General features: G+C 69.9%; 16 protein-coding genes. 6 read left to right on the top strand and 10 right to left on the bottom strand.

The window, feature by feature from the left end; translation table 11 throughout:
- Nucleotides 1–266: 266 nt before the first annotated feature.
- The 6 genes from ASD47_RS26030 to ASD47_RS06785 form a co-directional block, all read right to left on the bottom strand.
- Complete coding sequence (locus ASD47_RS26030; protein ID WP_082564501.1) at nucleotides 267–719, bottom strand: SMI1/KNR4 family protein; 453 nt, start codon at nucleotides 717–719, stop codon at nucleotides 267–269.
- A 3-nt stretch (nucleotides 720–722) separates the two neighbouring features.
- The gene (locus ASD47_RS28145) at nucleotides 723–986 is read right to left on the bottom strand and encodes an HNH/ENDO VII family nuclease (RefSeq protein WP_369800263.1); all 264 of its coding nucleotides are present in this window, start codon (nucleotides 984–986) and stop codon (nucleotides 723–725) included.
- Between the two features lie 217 nt (nucleotides 987–1,203).
- Nucleotides 1,204–1,496: RHS repeat-associated core domain-containing protein (locus ASD47_RS28140; RefSeq protein ID WP_369800262.1), on the bottom strand; the 293-nt coding region annotated here is incomplete at its 3' end.
- Between the two features lie 119 nt (nucleotides 1,497–1,615).
- A partial coding sequence (locus tag ASD47_RS28135; protein ID WP_369800261.1) for a DUF6531 domain-containing protein occupies nucleotides 1,616–4,970 on the bottom strand: 3,355 nt, incomplete at its 3' end.
- Nucleotides 4,971–5,338: 368 nt separating this feature from the next.
- On the bottom strand, nucleotides 5,339–5,770 hold the full coding sequence (locus tag ASD47_RS06790) for a DcrB-related protein (protein ID WP_255355503.1): 432 nt from the start codon (nucleotides 5,768–5,770) through the stop codon (nucleotides 5,339–5,341).
- Nucleotides 5,771–5,962: 192 nt separating this feature from the next.
- Nucleotides 5,963–6,766, bottom strand: coding sequence for a hypothetical protein (locus ASD47_RS06785; protein WP_056753432.1), 804 nt, complete (start codon nucleotides 6,764–6,766; stop codon nucleotides 5,963–5,965).
- 136 nt (nucleotides 6,767–6,902) lie between these two features.
- Here ASD47_RS06785 and ispG point away from each other — a divergent pair, with 136 nt between their 5' ends.
- Both ispG and ASD47_RS06775 read left to right on the top strand, forming a co-directional pair.
- Nucleotides 6,903–8,042, top strand: a complete 1,140-nt coding sequence (gene ispG, locus ASD47_RS06780; RefSeq protein ID WP_056753428.1) for a flavodoxin-dependent (E)-4-hydroxy-3-methylbut-2-enyl-diphosphate synthase — start codon at nucleotides 6,903–6,905, stop codon at nucleotides 8,040–8,042.
- Nucleotides 8,043–8,128: 86 nt separating this feature from the next.
- On the top strand, nucleotides 8,129–8,704 hold the full coding sequence (locus ASD47_RS06775) for a YajG family lipoprotein (RefSeq protein ID WP_162251625.1): 576 nt from the start codon (nucleotides 8,129–8,131) through the stop codon (nucleotides 8,702–8,704).
- Between the two features lie 62 nt (nucleotides 8,705–8,766).
- Here ASD47_RS06775 and ASD47_RS06770 read toward each other — a convergent pair whose 3' ends face one another.
- The 3 genes from ASD47_RS06770 to ASD47_RS06760 form a co-directional block, all read right to left on the bottom strand.
- Entirely contained in the window at nucleotides 8,767–9,249 is a 483-nt protein-coding gene (locus tag ASD47_RS06770) for a hypothetical protein (RefSeq protein ID WP_056753422.1), read from the bottom strand.
- A gap of 121 nt (nucleotides 9,250–9,370) precedes the next feature.
- Nucleotides 9,371–9,757, bottom strand: a complete 387-nt coding sequence (locus ASD47_RS06765; RefSeq protein ID WP_056753419.1) for an OsmC family protein — start codon at nucleotides 9,755–9,757, stop codon at nucleotides 9,371–9,373.
- A 70-nt stretch (nucleotides 9,758–9,827) separates the two neighbouring features.
- Nucleotides 9,828–11,216, bottom strand: a complete 1,389-nt coding sequence (locus tag ASD47_RS06760; protein ID WP_056753416.1) for a PLP-dependent aminotransferase family protein — start codon at nucleotides 11,214–11,216, stop codon at nucleotides 9,828–9,830.
- Between the two features lie 130 nt (nucleotides 11,217–11,346).
- Here ASD47_RS06760 and ASD47_RS06755 point away from each other — a divergent pair, with 130 nt between their 5' ends.
- The 3 genes from ASD47_RS06755 (at nucleotide 11,347) to ASD47_RS06745 (ending at nucleotide 13,624) form a co-directional block, all read left to right on the top strand.
- Complete coding sequence (locus tag ASD47_RS06755; RefSeq protein WP_056753413.1) at nucleotides 11,347–12,021, top strand: LysE family translocator; 675 nt, start codon at nucleotides 11,347–11,349, stop codon at nucleotides 12,019–12,021.
- Nucleotides 12,022–12,242: 221 nt separating this feature from the next.
- Nucleotides 12,243–13,022 (top strand): hypothetical protein, encoded by a 780-nt coding sequence (locus tag ASD47_RS06750; protein WP_056753410.1) that lies wholly within the window; start codon nucleotides 12,243–12,245, stop codon nucleotides 13,020–13,022.
- A gap of 116 nt (nucleotides 13,023–13,138) precedes the next feature.
- Nucleotides 13,139–13,624 (top strand): molybdopterin-dependent oxidoreductase, encoded by a 486-nt coding sequence (locus ASD47_RS06745; protein WP_056753407.1) that lies wholly within the window; start codon nucleotides 13,139–13,141, stop codon nucleotides 13,622–13,624.
- Nucleotides 13,625–13,666: 42 nt separating this feature from the next.
- Here the strand turns inward: ASD47_RS06745 and ASD47_RS06740 are convergent, their stop codons facing one another.
- Nucleotides 13,667–14,179 carry a DUF1993 family protein gene (locus tag ASD47_RS06740; protein WP_056753403.1) on the bottom strand — a complete coding sequence of 171 codons (513 nt, stop codon included), beginning with the start codon at nucleotides 14,177–14,179 and terminating at the stop codon, nucleotides 13,667–13,669.
- 161 nt (nucleotides 14,180–14,340) lie between these two features.
- On the opposite strand from ASD47_RS06740, the gene prfA reads away from it, so the two are divergent.
- The gene (gene prfA / locus ASD47_RS06735) at nucleotides 14,341–15,411 is read left to right on the top strand and encodes a peptide chain release factor 1 (protein ID WP_056753400.1); all 1,071 of its coding nucleotides are present in this window, start codon (nucleotides 14,341–14,343) and stop codon (nucleotides 15,409–15,411) included.
- Nucleotides 15,412–15,521 lie beyond the last annotated feature (110 nt).

Below are 15,521 nucleotides of genomic sequence, written 5' to 3'. Positions count from 1 at the left end.
GGGCGGGCTGGTCCGGCGCCGTCCGCCGCGCCAGGGCCAGCGGGCGGAAGCTGCCTGGCTCGTGCAGGTACAGCGTGGCCAGCGGATCGGCGGCCGCGCCGTGATCGCCTAGGTTGTTAAGTCGGTATCAGCTTGGTTGGGGGGCAGTCGCACTATGCTGTTTCCAGCGGCGGGAAGCATGGCCAAGCCCTCGGCAAAGGATTTCTGGGCCGCCTTTGTCAGGTCGGCCTTGATGACCTTCCTCATTTCTGGGGCGCCGAGTTGGCCTAGGTGAATAGCTTTATGCGCTTTTCGACGAATTCAAGAAAATTATCGGCATATTTCTCGCCAGTCGCTAACGATAGGACGGGGTATTCGTTTCCTTTTATGCCGTTTTCGGTTTGAAATACAAAAACACCGTCTATATCGCTATGGCATAAAGGTATTAGGTTCGAATCTAAACCATCTTTCCCAGCCAATTTATACATATATACAATATCGCCACCAACGATATCATCAGGAGTTTCAGCATAGACGCTGAAAATTTCCTCGCCGCCAATTTCTCCGCCACTGTAATTTGTGAGCCACCACTTATAAGACTCAGGCAGAGGGGTTCCGATATTTTTTTCGGCAGCGGCAATCCATTCGGGGTTCACGCCGTCGCCGAAATCCGCGAACTCAGCGATCGATCGATTATGCTCGATTAAATCGATGGTTTTCTTATAGGCAATTTCATCCATGGCTCAAAACCCCGTAGACCGATTCATCCAATAGCTTTCTCTCCATGAATTGAATGCGGATCGATCAATTCCTGAAGGAAGTTGCCCCGTATTGATGTGCAGAGTGCTGTAGTATTTCTGGTGCATGCTGCCCGATACCTCGGCTATTCCACCATTCTGAGTTTGTGTCAGGTGGTGAAGATTAACCGCCTTCCCGTCAGTTCCAATTGGCGCACGTCCGGTCGCCATACGCTCGATGTTGGTTCCCGTAACAGTTTTTCCCCTCACTTTCCAAGAGCTGGTCGCCTGCGGATCGAACAGGTCGTTCCTCTGGAAGACCTTATTTCCCTTGAATGTGGTGGAGGTCTTCCAAAATTTTGGAGTGAATGCACAACCGGCGAGGCCTAGCGGATCCACCCATGCATTGGGATCGAACACATACGCCGCCGCGTTCAGTCCGCCTTCGAGTCCGATCGGATCCGGCGTGACATACCGCGCGACGCCNCCTAGCGGATCCACCCATGCATTGGGATCGAACACATACGCCGCCGCGTTCAGTCCGCCTTCGAGTCCGATCGGATCCGGCGTGACATACCGCGCGACGCCKGGGTCGTAGTACCGGAAGCGGTTGTAGTGCAGGCCGGTCTCGGGGTCGGCGTACTGGCCCTGGAAGCGGATCGGGTTGTCGATCGCCGCCTCGGCCTTGCGGGCCACCGCGCCCCAGGCGGTGAAGTCCTCGCGCCAGGTGACCACGCCGTTGTCGTTGGTCAGCTCCTGCGGGGTCCCGGCCGCGTCCAGCTGGAAGTGGTGCAGCTGGGCGGGCTGGTCCGGCGCCGTCCGCCGCGCCAGGGCCAGCGGGCGGAAGCTGCCTGGCTCGTGCAGGTACAGCGTGGCCAGCGGATCGGCGGCCGCGCCGNCGGGCTGGTCCGGCGCCGTCCGCCGCGCCAGGGCCAGCGGGCGGAAGCTGCCTGGCTCGTGCAGGTACAGCGTGGCCAGCGGATCGGCGGCCGCGCCGCCGGCGTCGGCCGGCGCTTCGGCCAGCAGCACGTCGCCGTCCCAGTAGAAGACGGTCCGGGTCGGTGTCAGCGCGGGCGGCGCGGCGCCGGGCGCGGCGTTGGCGGCCGCCGGGGGCGCGTAGCCGGACTCCTTCCAGGCGCGCCGGCCCAGGGCGTCGTAGCCGAAGCGGGTGACGCGCAGGCCCTTGCGGGAGCGCTCGACCACCTCGGCCAGCATGCCGGCCCCGTCATAGGCGTAGCGCAGCTCGCGGCCGTCGCCGGCTCCGCGCAGCTCGCGGACGCGTCGGCCGTCGGCGTCGTATTCGAAGCGCCGGTCGCCCCACACCCGCAGCCGGTCTCCCGTCGCCACGCCCTCGACGCCCAGCGGGCCGGCGGGCAGGACGTTGCCGGAGGGATCGACGACGAACGCTTCCGGCGTCGCGCCGTCCACGCCCACCAAGCGGTCATTGACGTCGTAGCGGTAGCGCTTGGCGCCCCGTGCCAGGTCGTCGAGCGCCAGCAGCTGGCCGTAGGGATCGTAGGTGTAGCGGCGCTCGATCACCGGCGCGGCGGTCCCGCCGCGCAGGCCGCGCTGGTGGACCAGGAAGCCGGCCGCGTCGTACTCGCTGTGCACGTTCAGCGCCCCGGCCTGGCGGGCCACCTCCCGGCCGGCCTGGTCGCGCGCCACGGCCGCGACTTGGCGGCCGTCCAGCGACAGGGTGCTGAAGTCGTCGCCGGCGTCGTAGGCCACGGCGATGGTCCGGCCGTCGGGCAGCCGGGTGGCGATCCGGCGACCGCGCGCGTCGTAGCGGTGGACGAGTTCGACCTCGTCCTGCTTTTCGCTGACCAGCTGGCCGGCCGCGTCGTAGGTCAGGCTCACCGCGCGGTCGGCGGTGGTCGCGCCGATCATCCGCCCGGCGGCGTCCCAGGCGAAGCGGTGCAGCCGGCCGTCGGCGAAATTGGCCTGGATCACCCGTCCGGCCTCGTCGCGGCGGTAGCGGGCCGTTCCGGCGGCGTCGCGCCGTTCGACCAGTTGGTCGCCCGCGTCCCAGCCGTACTCGACCTGACGTCCGTCGAACCCGGTCTCGCGCACCACCCGGCCCGCCGGGTCGATGTCGAAGCGGTGGACCTCGCCCTTGGCGTTGGTCAGGGCGACCAGCTGCAGCGTGCCGTTGTAGGCGTAGCGCAGGGTGTCGCCGGCCGGGTCGGTGCGGCTGACCGGGAACGGCAGGCCGGCATAGTCCCAGGCCGTCTCGCGGCCGCGCGGATCGACGTGGCGGACCACCTGGTCCTCGGCGTCGTAGTCGAGCCGCACCTGGGCCCCGTCGCGGGCCCGGGTGATGGTGACGACATTGCCGTTGGCGTCGCGCTCGTAGCGGGTGGTCTCGCCGTCCAGGGTGACGGCGCGGGGGCGGCCCAGGGCGTCGTAGCGGACGTCGCGGCGGGCCTCGCGGCCGTCGCTCTCCCAGGCCAGCAGGCCCTGGGCGTCCCAGCCGTAGCGACGCAGCACGCCTTCGCCGTCGCGGATGGCCAGCGGCAGGCCGCGCTCGTCGCGGAGGAACCAGGTCTCGCGGCCCAGCGGGTCGGTGGTCGAGGTCAGCTGGCCGCGGTGGTCATAGGCGTAGTGGCTCACGCCGCCGGTGGGGTGGGTGGCGAACAGCGGCAGGCCAAGGCTGGGCGACGACAGCGAGGCGACGTCCTCGAGCTCGGCGAAGCCTGCCTGGATCGACGCGCCGTCGGGGGCGGTCTGGCGGACCAGCCGGTTCAGTTGGTCGTAGGCGAAGGCGGAGGTGCGGCCTTCGCCGTCCCTGTATTCCAGCAGGGCGCCGGCTTCGGACCACAGCCAGTGCTGTTCGTGGCCCAGCGGGCCGCGCTCCATCACCACCAGGCCGATCCGGTTGTAGGTGTAGAGGGTCACGGCTTCCTGGTCGTCGGTGACCAGGGTGACGTGGTCGTCGGGGCGGTAGTCGAACCGGCAATAGTACAGGCGGCCGTCGCCCCAGGTTTCGACGCACCGGGCCCGCCGGCCCAGGGCCGGGTCGTCCCAGCGGAAGTAGAACCGGAAGCCGCCGCGCCGCTGCTCCTCGACGATCAGGTGGGCGACGCTGCGATAGCGCGTGGCGCCGCCCCGGGCGTCCGTGGCCTGCACCAGGTCGCCTTCGGCGCTGTAGGCGTACGACACCAGGCGCTGGCGCGTCCCGGCCTCGGTGGGGTGGGGGGCGTCGATCTCGACGATGCGACCGGCCTCGTCGCTGAGCACCTGCAGGCGCCGGCCGCCGACATCGACCAGGGCCAGCAGGCGCCCGGCGGCGTCGCGCTCGACCTGGATCAGGTTTCCGGCCGCATCGCGCACGCCGGCCAGGCGGTGGAGCCCGTCGGCGTGGCGGCGGAAAACGTGGCTCAGGCCGTCGTAGCTGGCGATCCGGTAGCTGTCGCCCTCGGCGTGTAGGATCAGTCGTTCCGACAGGTTGATCATCGGCTCGCCCGGACGGGCCAGCGGGAAGAACGCCAGGCGGCCGTCCTCCAGGCGCGCCCTGGCCAGGCCCTCGCGCGGCAGCACTTCCAGCGCCATGTCGAACGGGTGCGACCAGCCCGAGCCGAGGTCGCCGTCGACGCTGGACGACGAGTTCCACCGCCGGGTCCAGGTCAGCGGCAGCGGACCGGGAAGCTCGAAGTCGGTGTGCTCGACGATCAGTTCGCCGGTCGCCACGTCGACCGGGTGGCCGCGCAGGCTGCGGATCGCGTTGCGCGCCCCGGGGATGCCGGCCAGCTCGCCCAGGGTCTCGCCGGCGATGCGTCCCTTCTCGCCCCAGAAGGCCTCGCCGATCGCCCCGCCGATCATCTTGCCGGCCATGGTGGAGACGAAGCCGAACGCCACGTTGCCGGCGAAGGCGGCGAGCCCCGCCAGGCCGCCGAGCGCCGCCCCGAAGAGCCCGGCCCCCAGGGCCACGCCGCCGCCGATGATCATCATCCACTTGGCGGTCGAGCTCATCCACTCGGGGATCTCGGGACTGATCGGCAGGAAGGTCCCGGGCTCGGCGCCGATGCTGACGTTCGGCGAGCCGGCGGCGATCGTGCCGTCGCACTCTGTCTTGTCGCCCTTGCGGGCCGCCGGCATGCCGTTGATGCCCACGGTCCTGCTGCCCTGGGCGATGCGCTTGGGGACCTGGCCGTGCTTGATGCAGGCCACGATGTCGATGACGCCGCGCGCCGCCGGCCGCCCGTTGATCAGGACGTTCGTCGAGCCGGTGAGGATCGGCCCGCTGGGCACGCTCATCAATCCGCCCAGGACCCCGCCCGCCATGGCGCCGGCTCCGACGCCGGCGACGATCCCCCCGAGCGCGGCCACGGCGGCGACCCCGGCGCACAGCGACAGCCCGCCGGTGAACGGCGCGGCGACCACCGCGCCCAGCAGGGCCACGCCCACCGCCAGGCCGACGGCGGCGCCGATCAGGAAGCCGAGCATCGCGTTGGAGTGCTCGATCTGGTCGCCCATCCGGGCGGCCGCCAAGGCGGCTTCCATCGTCAGGCCTCCGTGCCTAGAGCGTTTCCCGACGAAGCGGACACCGGTTCGTCGCCGGAAAATGCGTTGAAACAAACATCCAGAGCCCGTCCCGGCCTGACGCGGTCAGGTCGGGGCAGGCTCTAGAGCCACTTGAATCCGGCGAGCATGTCCACGAACAGCGGGTCGACCGCCTCGAAGTCGCTGTCCAGCGCGGTGTTCACCAGGGTGATCAGCCGCCCGTCGTCGAGCGGCACATAGATCTGGCGCTGGCGCAGCAGGCCCGAGCCGGCGTCCCAGCGGAACAGGATCTCCAGTCCCCTGCGGCCGTCCACCAGCACTTCCCGGCGGCCGATCAGCGAGAACTTCTTGGCCTGGCGGGCCAGGTCCGCGGCCTGGGCGTCGACGAACGCCTCGATGGTCTTGTCGGTGGGCAGACGGTCGTAGGTGGCCAGGATATTGGGAACCACCGCCTGGCCTGGCCGGGGCTGGGCGGACCACGCGATCATCCGTCGATCCTTCCAGTCGTCCGGGACGAGGAAAGAGAACTCGGCGGTTCGGCAATCTTGCGTCATGGCTTCTCCCGGACGGAACGCAGTGCAACGTTGAGTATGTCTTTTTCGCGGCCGATGCGACATCGAAACCGCGACCCGCGCGGGAAATCCGTCGCCGAAACCATCCCCGACCGGGCGCCCTCGAAACAGCCTCAGGCCGAACGCGCGGCGCAGCTAAGCGTTGCATTGGATGCGACCGCAGAGAGCGGGGGATCAGCCTCGGCCGCGGCCCGACTTCGCGAACAGCAGGTCCGACCAGTTCCAAGACCGCGATCCCAGCGCCAGGCGCGGCGCGCCGGGGGCGTCGCTGAGCGAGATCAGGATCAGGCCCCGCATCGGGTCGTCGCGGCAGGCCTTGGGCGCGAACGCCACCTCCAGCATGATCAGCTCGCGCACGCCGGCCAGGCCCTTGCCCTCCTGGCCCGGGCTCTGCACCCAGTCGCCGTTCCAGACCAGCACCGCCTTGCCTCGGGCCGCGGCCTCCGGGTGGGCCTGGGCCAGGGCGGCGCGGACGCGGGGGTTCTTGCGCAGGGCGTCCTGCAGCAGCCGGACCATGTCGCAGCCGCCGCCGCCCGGACCGCTTCCGGCGCCGCCGGCCCCCGATCCGGCGCCGGCGGTCGCCGCGCCGACCAGGTCCGCCTCGCCCAGTTCGGCCGCCACCACGGGCTTGGGCGCCGGCTTGGCGGGCAGGGGCTCGACCTGCGGCGGCGGAACCAGTTTCGGCGGGCGGACGGGCAGCCGGGGCGGCGAGACCTTGGCCGGGGCCGGATCGCCGGTCGGCTCGGGCGCCAGCTTCGGCGGCTCGGGCGGCGGGGGCGGCGGCTCGTACAGGGCGACGCTGATCGGCTCGGGTTCGGGGAGGGTCGGGGGCTGCACCCGCACCGCCATCACCGCCAGCAGCAGGGCCAGGTGGGCGGCGACGCTGATCCCGGCGGCGACCAGGCCGTCCGCCTTCGCGCGCCGGCGGGGACGCGGCGTCGGGACGAGGGGATCGTAGACCTGCGGCCGACCGCTCATCGAAACTCCGCTTTTTCGACGCATGGGGGCGTCCGTGGGACCGTCCAGAGACCACCCGCCCGCGTCAGGATCGTGGCGCCCGCGACATTTCCGTGATCCCCTTGGGTTCCGCCGCCAAACCCCTTAGATTGGCCGCATGTCCGCAGACCACACCCACATCCGCCCCTGGCGCCAGATCGCGCGCCGGCCATCGCGCAAGATCCGCGTCGGCAATGTCGAGGTGGGCGGCGACGCGCCGATCTCGGTGCAGTCGATGACCAACACCCTGACCAGCGACGCGGCCGCGACGCTGGAACAGATCCGCCAGCTGGAGGAGGCCGGCGCCGACATCGTCCGCGTGAGCTGCCCCGACACCGACTCGACGGCGGCGTTCAAGACCATCGCCCGCGAGGCCAAGGTGCCGCTCGTGGCCGACATCCACTTCCACTACAAGCGCGGCATCGAGGCGGCCCAGGCCGGGGCGGCCTGCCTGCGGATCAATCCGGGCAATATCGGCTCGCCCGACCGGGTGCGCGACGTCATCCAGGCGGCCCGCGACCACGGCTGCTCGATGCGGATCGGCGTCAACGCCGGCTCGCTAGAGCGCGAACTGCTGGAGAAGTACGGCGAGCCGTGCCCCGACGCCATGGTCGAGAGCGCGCTGAACCACGCCCGCATCCTGCAGGACCACGACTTCCACGAGTTCAAGATCTCGGTGAAGGCCTCCGATCCGTTCATGACCGTGGCCGCCTACTACCAGCTGGCCGAGCGCATCGACTGCCCGCTGCACCTGGGGGTCACCGAGGCCGGGGCCCTGCGCACCGGCACGGTCAAGTCGTCGATCGGCATCGGCTCGATGCTGTGGGCCGGCATCGGCGACACCATCCGCGTCAGCCTGGCCGCCGACCCGGTCGAGGAGATCAAGGTCGGCTTCGACATCCTCAAGTCGCTGGGCCTGCGCCACCGCGGCGTCAACATCATCGCCTGCCCGTCCTGCGCGCGGCAGGGCTTCAACGTCATCAAGACGGTGGAGGCCCTGGAACAGCGCCTGGCCCACATCAGCCAGCCGATGTCGCTGTCGATCATCGGCTGCGTGGTCAACGGCCCCGGCGAGGCCCTGATGACCGACCTGGGCTTCACCGGCGGCGGCGCGGGGTCGGGCATGGTCTACATGGCCGGCAAGCCCGACCACAAGCAGTCCAACGACGGCATGATCGACCACATCGTCGAACTGGTCGAGCAACGCGCGGCCCAGCTCAAGGCCGACGCCGAAGCCAAGGCGATCGCGGCGGAGTAGTCCCGCCGCAAGCTTGACTTTAGGTGGCATGATCGGAAATGTCCCAACCACGGCGATCATCGCCGTCGTGTTTTGGGGGCTTTCAAATGAGAATTCTGGCTATCGTCGCCTTGGCCGCGACCGTGACGGCTTGCGCCACGACCGAGGAGACGGTTCCCGTCGGCTACGTTCCGGCGCCGGCCGCCGCCCAGCCTGGCGCCGAGGCGATCCAGGTGACCGTCACCGCCGTCGACGCCCGCACCACCAACCGCGCGCGCATCTCCACCAAGATCAACGGCTATGGCATGGAGATGGCCCCGATCCGCGCGCAGGGCGAGGTGGCCGACATCGTCCGTGACGCCCTGAGCGCCGAGTTCAAGCAGCGCGGCTACAAGCTGGCGGCGGGCGGTCCCAAGGTCGAGGCCAAGGTCGCGACCTTCTACAACCAGTTCGGCGTCGGCATGTTCGCCGGCAAGGCCAACGCCGAGGTCAATCTCACGGTCGCGGTGACCTCGCCGTCGGGCGCTCAGGTCTACAGCCGGGACCTCACCGGCAAGGTGAGCAAGTCGGTGCAGATGGCCGGTGGCAAGAACGCCGCGATCGCGTTGAGCGCGGCCCTGGCCGAGGACTTCAAGACCCTGTTCGCCGACGAGGCCTTCATCAAGGCGCTGTCTGCGCAATAGAGGCGGGCCGAACGCAAAAAGGGCGCGGTGGGCCTTCGCCCTCGCGCCCTTTTCTTTGTCAGCTAGCGGGCGATGAAGGCGCGCTTGCAGATTTCCGCGCCGAAGCCCGACGACATCTGGCCCTCGGCGTCGGCCATGGCCGCCGCGGCGATCAAGCCGCCGCCGCCCGTCGAGCGGTCGATCTCATAGTCGGCCACCACCTTGTCGGTGGCCGGATCGATCAGCTGGGCGACGCCCTTGATCTTGTTGGACGAGCCCACCAGGATCGTCATGCCAGCGTTGGCCTTCTTGAAGTCGGTGATGTTGACCTTCAGCAGCAGGGGCTGGGTGCCTTTGGCGCAGGTCGCCAGCTTTTCGGAGACGTTCTTCTTGAACGTGGCCTCGAACTGCGGACCGGCGCCGGCGGGCGTGTTGACCGTGATGTCCTTGACGAAGGCGTTCTTCGAGATGTCCGAGGAAATCTGGGCGATGGTGTCGCCGCCCGAATTGGTGACGCAGCCGGCGGTCGCCGCGGCCATGGCGGTGACAAGGAAAATGCGACGCATAACAGCTCCAACAAGATAGATTGGCTGAAACTGCTTCAGCCCCCGAGCGAGACCATAGCAAAGCTTAAGGTTGCGACGGAAGCATTGATTGCGCTTAATTCCGGCTCAACCTGCGCGACGGCTAGCCCAGCGACGTCTGGATCGGCACGCCGCCCTTGATGGCCAGGGTCACCGGCGTGCGCTCGGCGACGTCGGCCAGCCGGGCGCGCTGGGCCTCGTCCAGCGGTCCCGCCGGGACCAGCACCCGCTCGATCCGCGGCGGGGTCTCGCCGCCGTGATAGTGCAGCCGCACCTCCAGCGCCTCCAGCGGCCACTGCTTGTGCTCGGCGTACATCTTCAGGGTCATGGCCGTGCAGGCGCCCAGGGAGGCCAGCAGCAGGTCGAACGGCGCGGGGCCGACGTCGGCGCCGCCGTTGCGCTCGGGCTCGTCGGCGGTCAGGGCGTGGCGGCCGGTGGTGATGGCGGTGGCGTAGCGGGCGTCGCTGATGCGGGCGGTGGCGGTCGCCATGGCGGTTCCTCCTGGTGGCGCGGAGCGGTGGTGTCGGGCGCCTTGGCGCTTGCGGCTAGAACAAATCGGCTCAGATCACCGCCCGCGACCGCTCGTCCACCCCGACCAGGGCCGAGGCGACCACCTGCAGGCCCTGTTCCAGCTCGGCCCGGTCCCGCGCCGCGCCCAGGCACAGGCGTACGCCGCTGGAGAGGCCCGGCTCGACGACGGGGGCGCTCGGCGGGGTGACCTCGACGCCGCCGCGCAAGGCGCGTCCGGCCAGGCGCTCGGCGTCCAGCTCGCCCATCGGCAGCCAGACGTGGGGACAGGACACCGAAGCGGGCGGCTCCATGGCCGCGCCCAGGATCCGGCGCGCCAGGGCCATGCGCGCGGTCATCTCGGCGACCACCTCGGCGACGATGGCGTCGGCCGTCCCGTCCTCGATCCACTGGGTGGCGATCAGCCCGCCGAAGGCCGGCGGGGCGTAAGCCAGGGCGCGAACCGCGCGCAACACCCGCTCCAGGGGCTCGCCGGGCGGGGTGATCAGGTAGCCGGCGCGCAGGCCCGGCGCCAGGGACTTGGACACCCCCGAGACGTGGAAGGTCCGCTCCGGGGCCAGCACCGCCAGGGGCGGCGGGTGGTTCGCGCCGGCATAGACCGCGTAGATGTCGTCCTCGACCAGCCACAGGTCGTGCTTGCGGGCGATGGCCACGATCTGGCGGCGGCGCTCCAGGCCCATGATCCGGCCGGCGGGGTTCTGCAGGGTCGGCAGCAGGACCAGGACCTTGGCGCCGCCGCGCGCCGCCTCGTCCAGGGCGTCGGGGCGCAGGCCTTCGGCGTCCATCGCCACGCCGCGCAACGAGAGCCCCTGGTGTTCGGCGATCGCCTTGACGCCCTGATAGGTCGAGGCCTCGCAGAGCACGGCGTCGCCCGGACGGGCCACGGCTCCCAGCGCCAGCGCCAGGCCCTGCTGGGCGCCGGCGCAGCAGACCAGCCGCGTCCAGTCCGCGCCCTCCAGCCCGCCGCTGCGCGCCAGCCAGGCCGCGCCGGCGCGCCGCTGGACCTCCAGCCCGGCCGGCGGGGCGTAGGCTAGGTGGTCCGCCAGGTCGGGTCGCCGCCGCAGCTTGGCCAGGGCGTCGGACAGCCGTTCGGCGGCCGGCTGGGGCGGGGCGGTGTTCTGGGCCAGGTTGATCGGACCCGAGGCGGCGGCGCGGGAGGCTGAGGCGCCGGCCGGGGCGGCGCCGCGCACGAAACTGCCGCGTCCCACATGCGCCTGGACCAGTCCGGCCTTCTCGGCCTCGACATAGGCCCGGGTCACCGTCCCCAGCCCAAGGCCCAGGCGGTGGGCCAGGTCGCGCTGCGGCGGCAGGCGGTCGCCGTCGCCCAGGGTCCCCGAGACGATGTCCCGCCGCAGGGCGTCCAGCAGGCGCTCGTACAGCGGCGCCGCGCCCGGGGGGAGGGTGGGGGTCCAGCCGGCCATCGGCGATCTCCATAATTGTCACTGGAACAATATAGGTTTTGACTCATGATGCAATTGGCCAGATGACCATGACATTCCCGCCACCGGCGCCCGTCCTTGTACGGGGCCGTCGTCTCGAGGAGCGTCCGTCATGACCGCCCAATTGCTGCTCGCCTTCGTCCTGTTCGCCTTCGCCACCGCCGGCACGCCCGGTCCCAACAACATGATGCTGCTGGCCTCGGGCGCGAACTTCGGCTTTCGCCGCACCGTGCTGCACATCCTCGGCATCAGCGTCGGCCTGGGCGTGATGGTGGCGGCCATGGGCCTGGGGCTGGGCGGCGTCTTCAAGACCTGGCCGGTGCTGCACGAGGTGCTGCGCTGGGTCGGCGGCGGCTACATGCTGTGGCTGGCCTGGAAGATCGCGACGACCAGGACCGTCGCGGACAAGGGCCCCGGCGCGCGGCCGATGACCTTCCTGCAGGCCGCCGCCTTCCAGTGGGTCAATCCCAAGGCCTGGGCCATGGCCCTGACCGCCGCCACCACCTACACGCCCGAGGGCTCGACGATCGGCGTGTTCTTCGTGGCCGGGACCTTCATGCTGGTCGGCGCGCCGTGCAGCGCCGCCTGGGCGGGCTTCGGCCAGGGCATGCGGCGGTTCCTGGACCGGCCGCCGGTGCTGCGGGCCTTCAACCTGACCATGGCGGCCCTGCTGGTCGTGTCGCTGTACCCGCTGGTGGTCGAGACCCGGCCGACGGGGGCTTCGAAGGAAGCGCCGCGCCTGCTGGCCGACCTGCCGCCGACGCCGCGCTGGTCGTCGCGGGGGTAGAGTCTCGCATGCCGACGCCGTGCGTGGCCCCGGTCCTTCGACAAGCTCAGGATGAGGACCATTGTGCAGGCCTCGGCAGTCGAAAACCTCATCCTGAGCTTGTCGAAGGACGAGGTTTTCGCATCCGGAGCTGGTGAAGACCTAGACCGCATTACCGAACCTTAAGTGGTGCGGCGCGGGCGGTTGGGGTCTGGTGCGGCGGCGAAAATCCGGAGTCCGCCATGTCCCTCGCCGTCCGTTCCGTCCTGCTCGCCGGGCTTGTTTTGGCGGGGAGCGCCGCCGCCAACCAGGCCCAGGCCGCCGTCACGCCCGTGCCCGTCGGCCAGCCGCTGGCCCGGTTCGACAACCTCAAGCCCGGCGCGCACCGCTACCTGCGCTTCAAGCAGACCGGCGAGACGGTGCGCGTCGCCGACGTCTGGACCCGCGAGGTCCGCTTCGAGGACCAGGACGGCCAGCGCCGCCTGCACATCGTCCAGCACTGGGACGGGGTCGGCGCCACGCCGTCCGACCGCCAGCTGGACAGCTGGTTCGAGGTCGGCACCTTCCGGCCCCTGACCCACATTCGCCGCACCCAGAAGGACGGCGTGGCCAAGGTCGAGGGCTACGCCTTCCAGCCCGACCGGATCGTCGGCCTCAAGGACCTGGAGGGCAACGCCGCCAAGGACTTCGAGGTCGCCTCGCCCCAGCCCAGCTTCAACTTCGAGACCGACATGGAGTTCGTCCAGGCCCTGCCCCTGGCGGCCGGCTACGAGGCCAGCATCGTCTTCACCCACCCCGGCGGCGGCCCGCCGGCGCCCTATCTGTTCAAGGTGGCGGGGTCGGAGGTGCTGGACCTGCCGGGCGGCGGCAAGGTCGACTGCTGGGTGGTGACCACCGACTACAACCATCCGGAGATGGGCGTGACCCGGTTCTGGTTCGCCAAGACGGGGCAGGTGATGATCAAGCAGATCTCGCCCCTGCCGGATGGGTCCGGCGTGCTGGGCAAGACGCTGCTGTATTGAGGTTTCGTGTGTCCGGACGGGGACGGGCGCATGCGCCTGTCCCCAATCCAGAGCGCGGGGCTTGCTTGAAAGCGCGCATCAGCCCCAGATCGGGCCTCCACACGAGGTCTCCGCCCATGCGTCCGCTGCTTCTCGCCGCCCTGATCGCCCCACTGGCCGTTTGGGCCGCGGCGCCGGCCCTGGCCCAAGACCTGAAGGTCACCGTCCAGGGGCGCGACTCCGTCACCCTGGCGCCGGCCGACTTGGCCGCCCTGCCGCGCGCCAAGGCGACGTTCACGGCCCACGGCAAGCAGATCACCTACGAAGGCGCGCTGCTGAACGCCGCCCTCAAGCAGGCCGGGGTGGTGTCGGGCGACCGGCTGATGGGCCGCTATCTGAACCAGGTGGTGATGGCCAAGGGGGCCGACGGCTTCACCGCGACCTATTCCCTGGGCGAGACCGACCCGATCTACCGGACCAATCCGGTGATCATCGCCGACCGCAAGGACGGCCAGCCGCTGGACGCCAAGGAAGGACCCTACCGCCTGGTCGTCGACGGCGACCTGCGCCCGGGCCGCTCGGTGCGGCAGGTGGTGTCGGTCGAAGTGAAGGCGGTTCCGTAGATCGGGACGGGGACAGGCGCATGCGCCTGTCCCCGATCCAGACTAGCCCTGCACCGGCCCCAGGTAGTCCAGCTTGCCGATCTGCACGCCCTTGTGGCGCAGGATGTCGTAGGCGGTGACCACGTGGAAGAAGAAGTTCGGCAGGGCGAAGCCGAACAGGTAGTCCTCGCCGGTGAAGGTCAGGACGCCGCCCGGCAGTTTCAGCTCGACGGTGCGGTCCTCGCTGCCCTCGAAGGCCGCGGCGTCGACGCTGCGGATATAGGCCAGGGTGTCGGCCACGCGCTTCTGGAGCTGGGCGAAGCTGGTCTCTTCGTCGGGCATGGCGGGGGCCTCGACGCCGGTCAGCCGGGACACCGCGCCCTTGGAGGCGTCCGACGCCCGCTGGACCTGGCCCGACAGCGGCAGCATGTCGTCGGCCAGGCGGGCGGCGACCAGGTCGTCGGGGTTCTGGCCTTGCGCCTTGGCGTGGGCCTCGCCCTTGTCGAGCAGGGTCGTCAGCACCTCGAGGGCGCGGACGAAGACGGGGACCGAGGCGCGATGCATCGACAGGGGCATGGAAGGCTCCGAAAGCGGGACGCGGCGTGGGGGATGTTTCGCCGCCCCCGGCAGATAGGGGCGCATGGTCAGGCTTTACAGGTCCGCCCCGCCAAGGGGTGACGCGAGGCGCTCGGAGCGGTAGAGAGACCGCCCGTTCCTCCACAGCGTGACGTTCCCCCTTGCGACTGCCCCAGGCCCGCCTCGACCAAGTTCTCGACCGCTTCCGTGAAGTCGAAGCCCGCATGGGCGCGGCCACGGACGGGGCCGAGATCGTCAAGCTCTCCAAGGAGCACGCCGAGCTGCGCCCGGTGGCCGAGGCCGTCGAGGCCCTGGCCAAGCTGAGCGCCGAGCGCGCCGACCTCGAGGAGATGGCCGGCGACCCGGAAATGGCCGCCATGGTCGCCGACGAGATCCAGGCCCTGGACGAGAAGCTGCCGGTCATGGAGCGCGAGCTGGCCCTGATGCTGGCCCCGCGCGACAAGGACGAGAACGCCTCGGCCATCCTCGAGGTGCGGGCCGGCACGGGCGGCGACGAGGCGGCCCTGTTCGCCGGCGACCTGTTCCGCATGTACCAGCGCTACGCCCAGCTGCAGGGCTGGAAGGTCGAGGTCGACAGCGTCTCCGAGGGCGAGATGGGCGGCTACAAGGAAATCATCGCCTCGGTCACCGGCGACGGCGTGTTCGGCCGCTGGAAGTTCGAGAGCGGCGTGCACCGCGTCCAGCGGGTGCCGGCCACCGAGGCGCAGGGGCGCATCCACACCTCGGCCGCCACCGTCGCGGTGCTGCCCGAGGCCGAGGACGTCGAGATCGAGATCAACGACAGCGACCTGCGGATCGACACCTACCGCTCGTCCGGGGCCGGCGGCCAGCACGTCAACAAGACCGACTCGGCCGTGCGCATCACCCACTTGCCGACCGGCGTGGTGGTGACCAGTTCGGAAAAGAGCCAGCACCAGAACCGCGCCCGGGCGATGAAGAACCTGAAGGCGCGGCTGTACGACATGCAGCGCGAGGCGCTGGACACCGCCCGCTCGGACGCCCGCAAGAGTCAGGTCGGCAGCGGCGACCGCTCCGAACGCATCCGCACCTACAACTTCCCGCAAGGGCGGGTGACGGACCACCGCATCAACCTGACCCTCTACAACCTGCCCAAGGTGATGGAGGGCGACGCCCTGGACGACATCATCAAGCCGCTGATCGCCGAGGACCAGGCCGCCCGCCTGGCCAGCCTGGAAGAGGGCGGGTTCTAGGGTCTGTGGGCAGCTGACGGCCTAGGGCCGAAGTCCTCGTCCTTCGACAAGCTCAGAATGAGGAATTCTACTCAACCGCCTTGCCAGTCGCCCTCATCCTGAGCCTGTCG

The organism is Caulobacter sp. Root1472 (genome assembly GCF_001426985.1).
Lineage (GTDB): Bacteria > Pseudomonadota > Alphaproteobacteria > Caulobacterales > Caulobacteraceae > Caulobacter > Caulobacter rhizosphaerae.
This window is presented reverse-complemented; position numbering and strand designations above follow the sequence as displayed.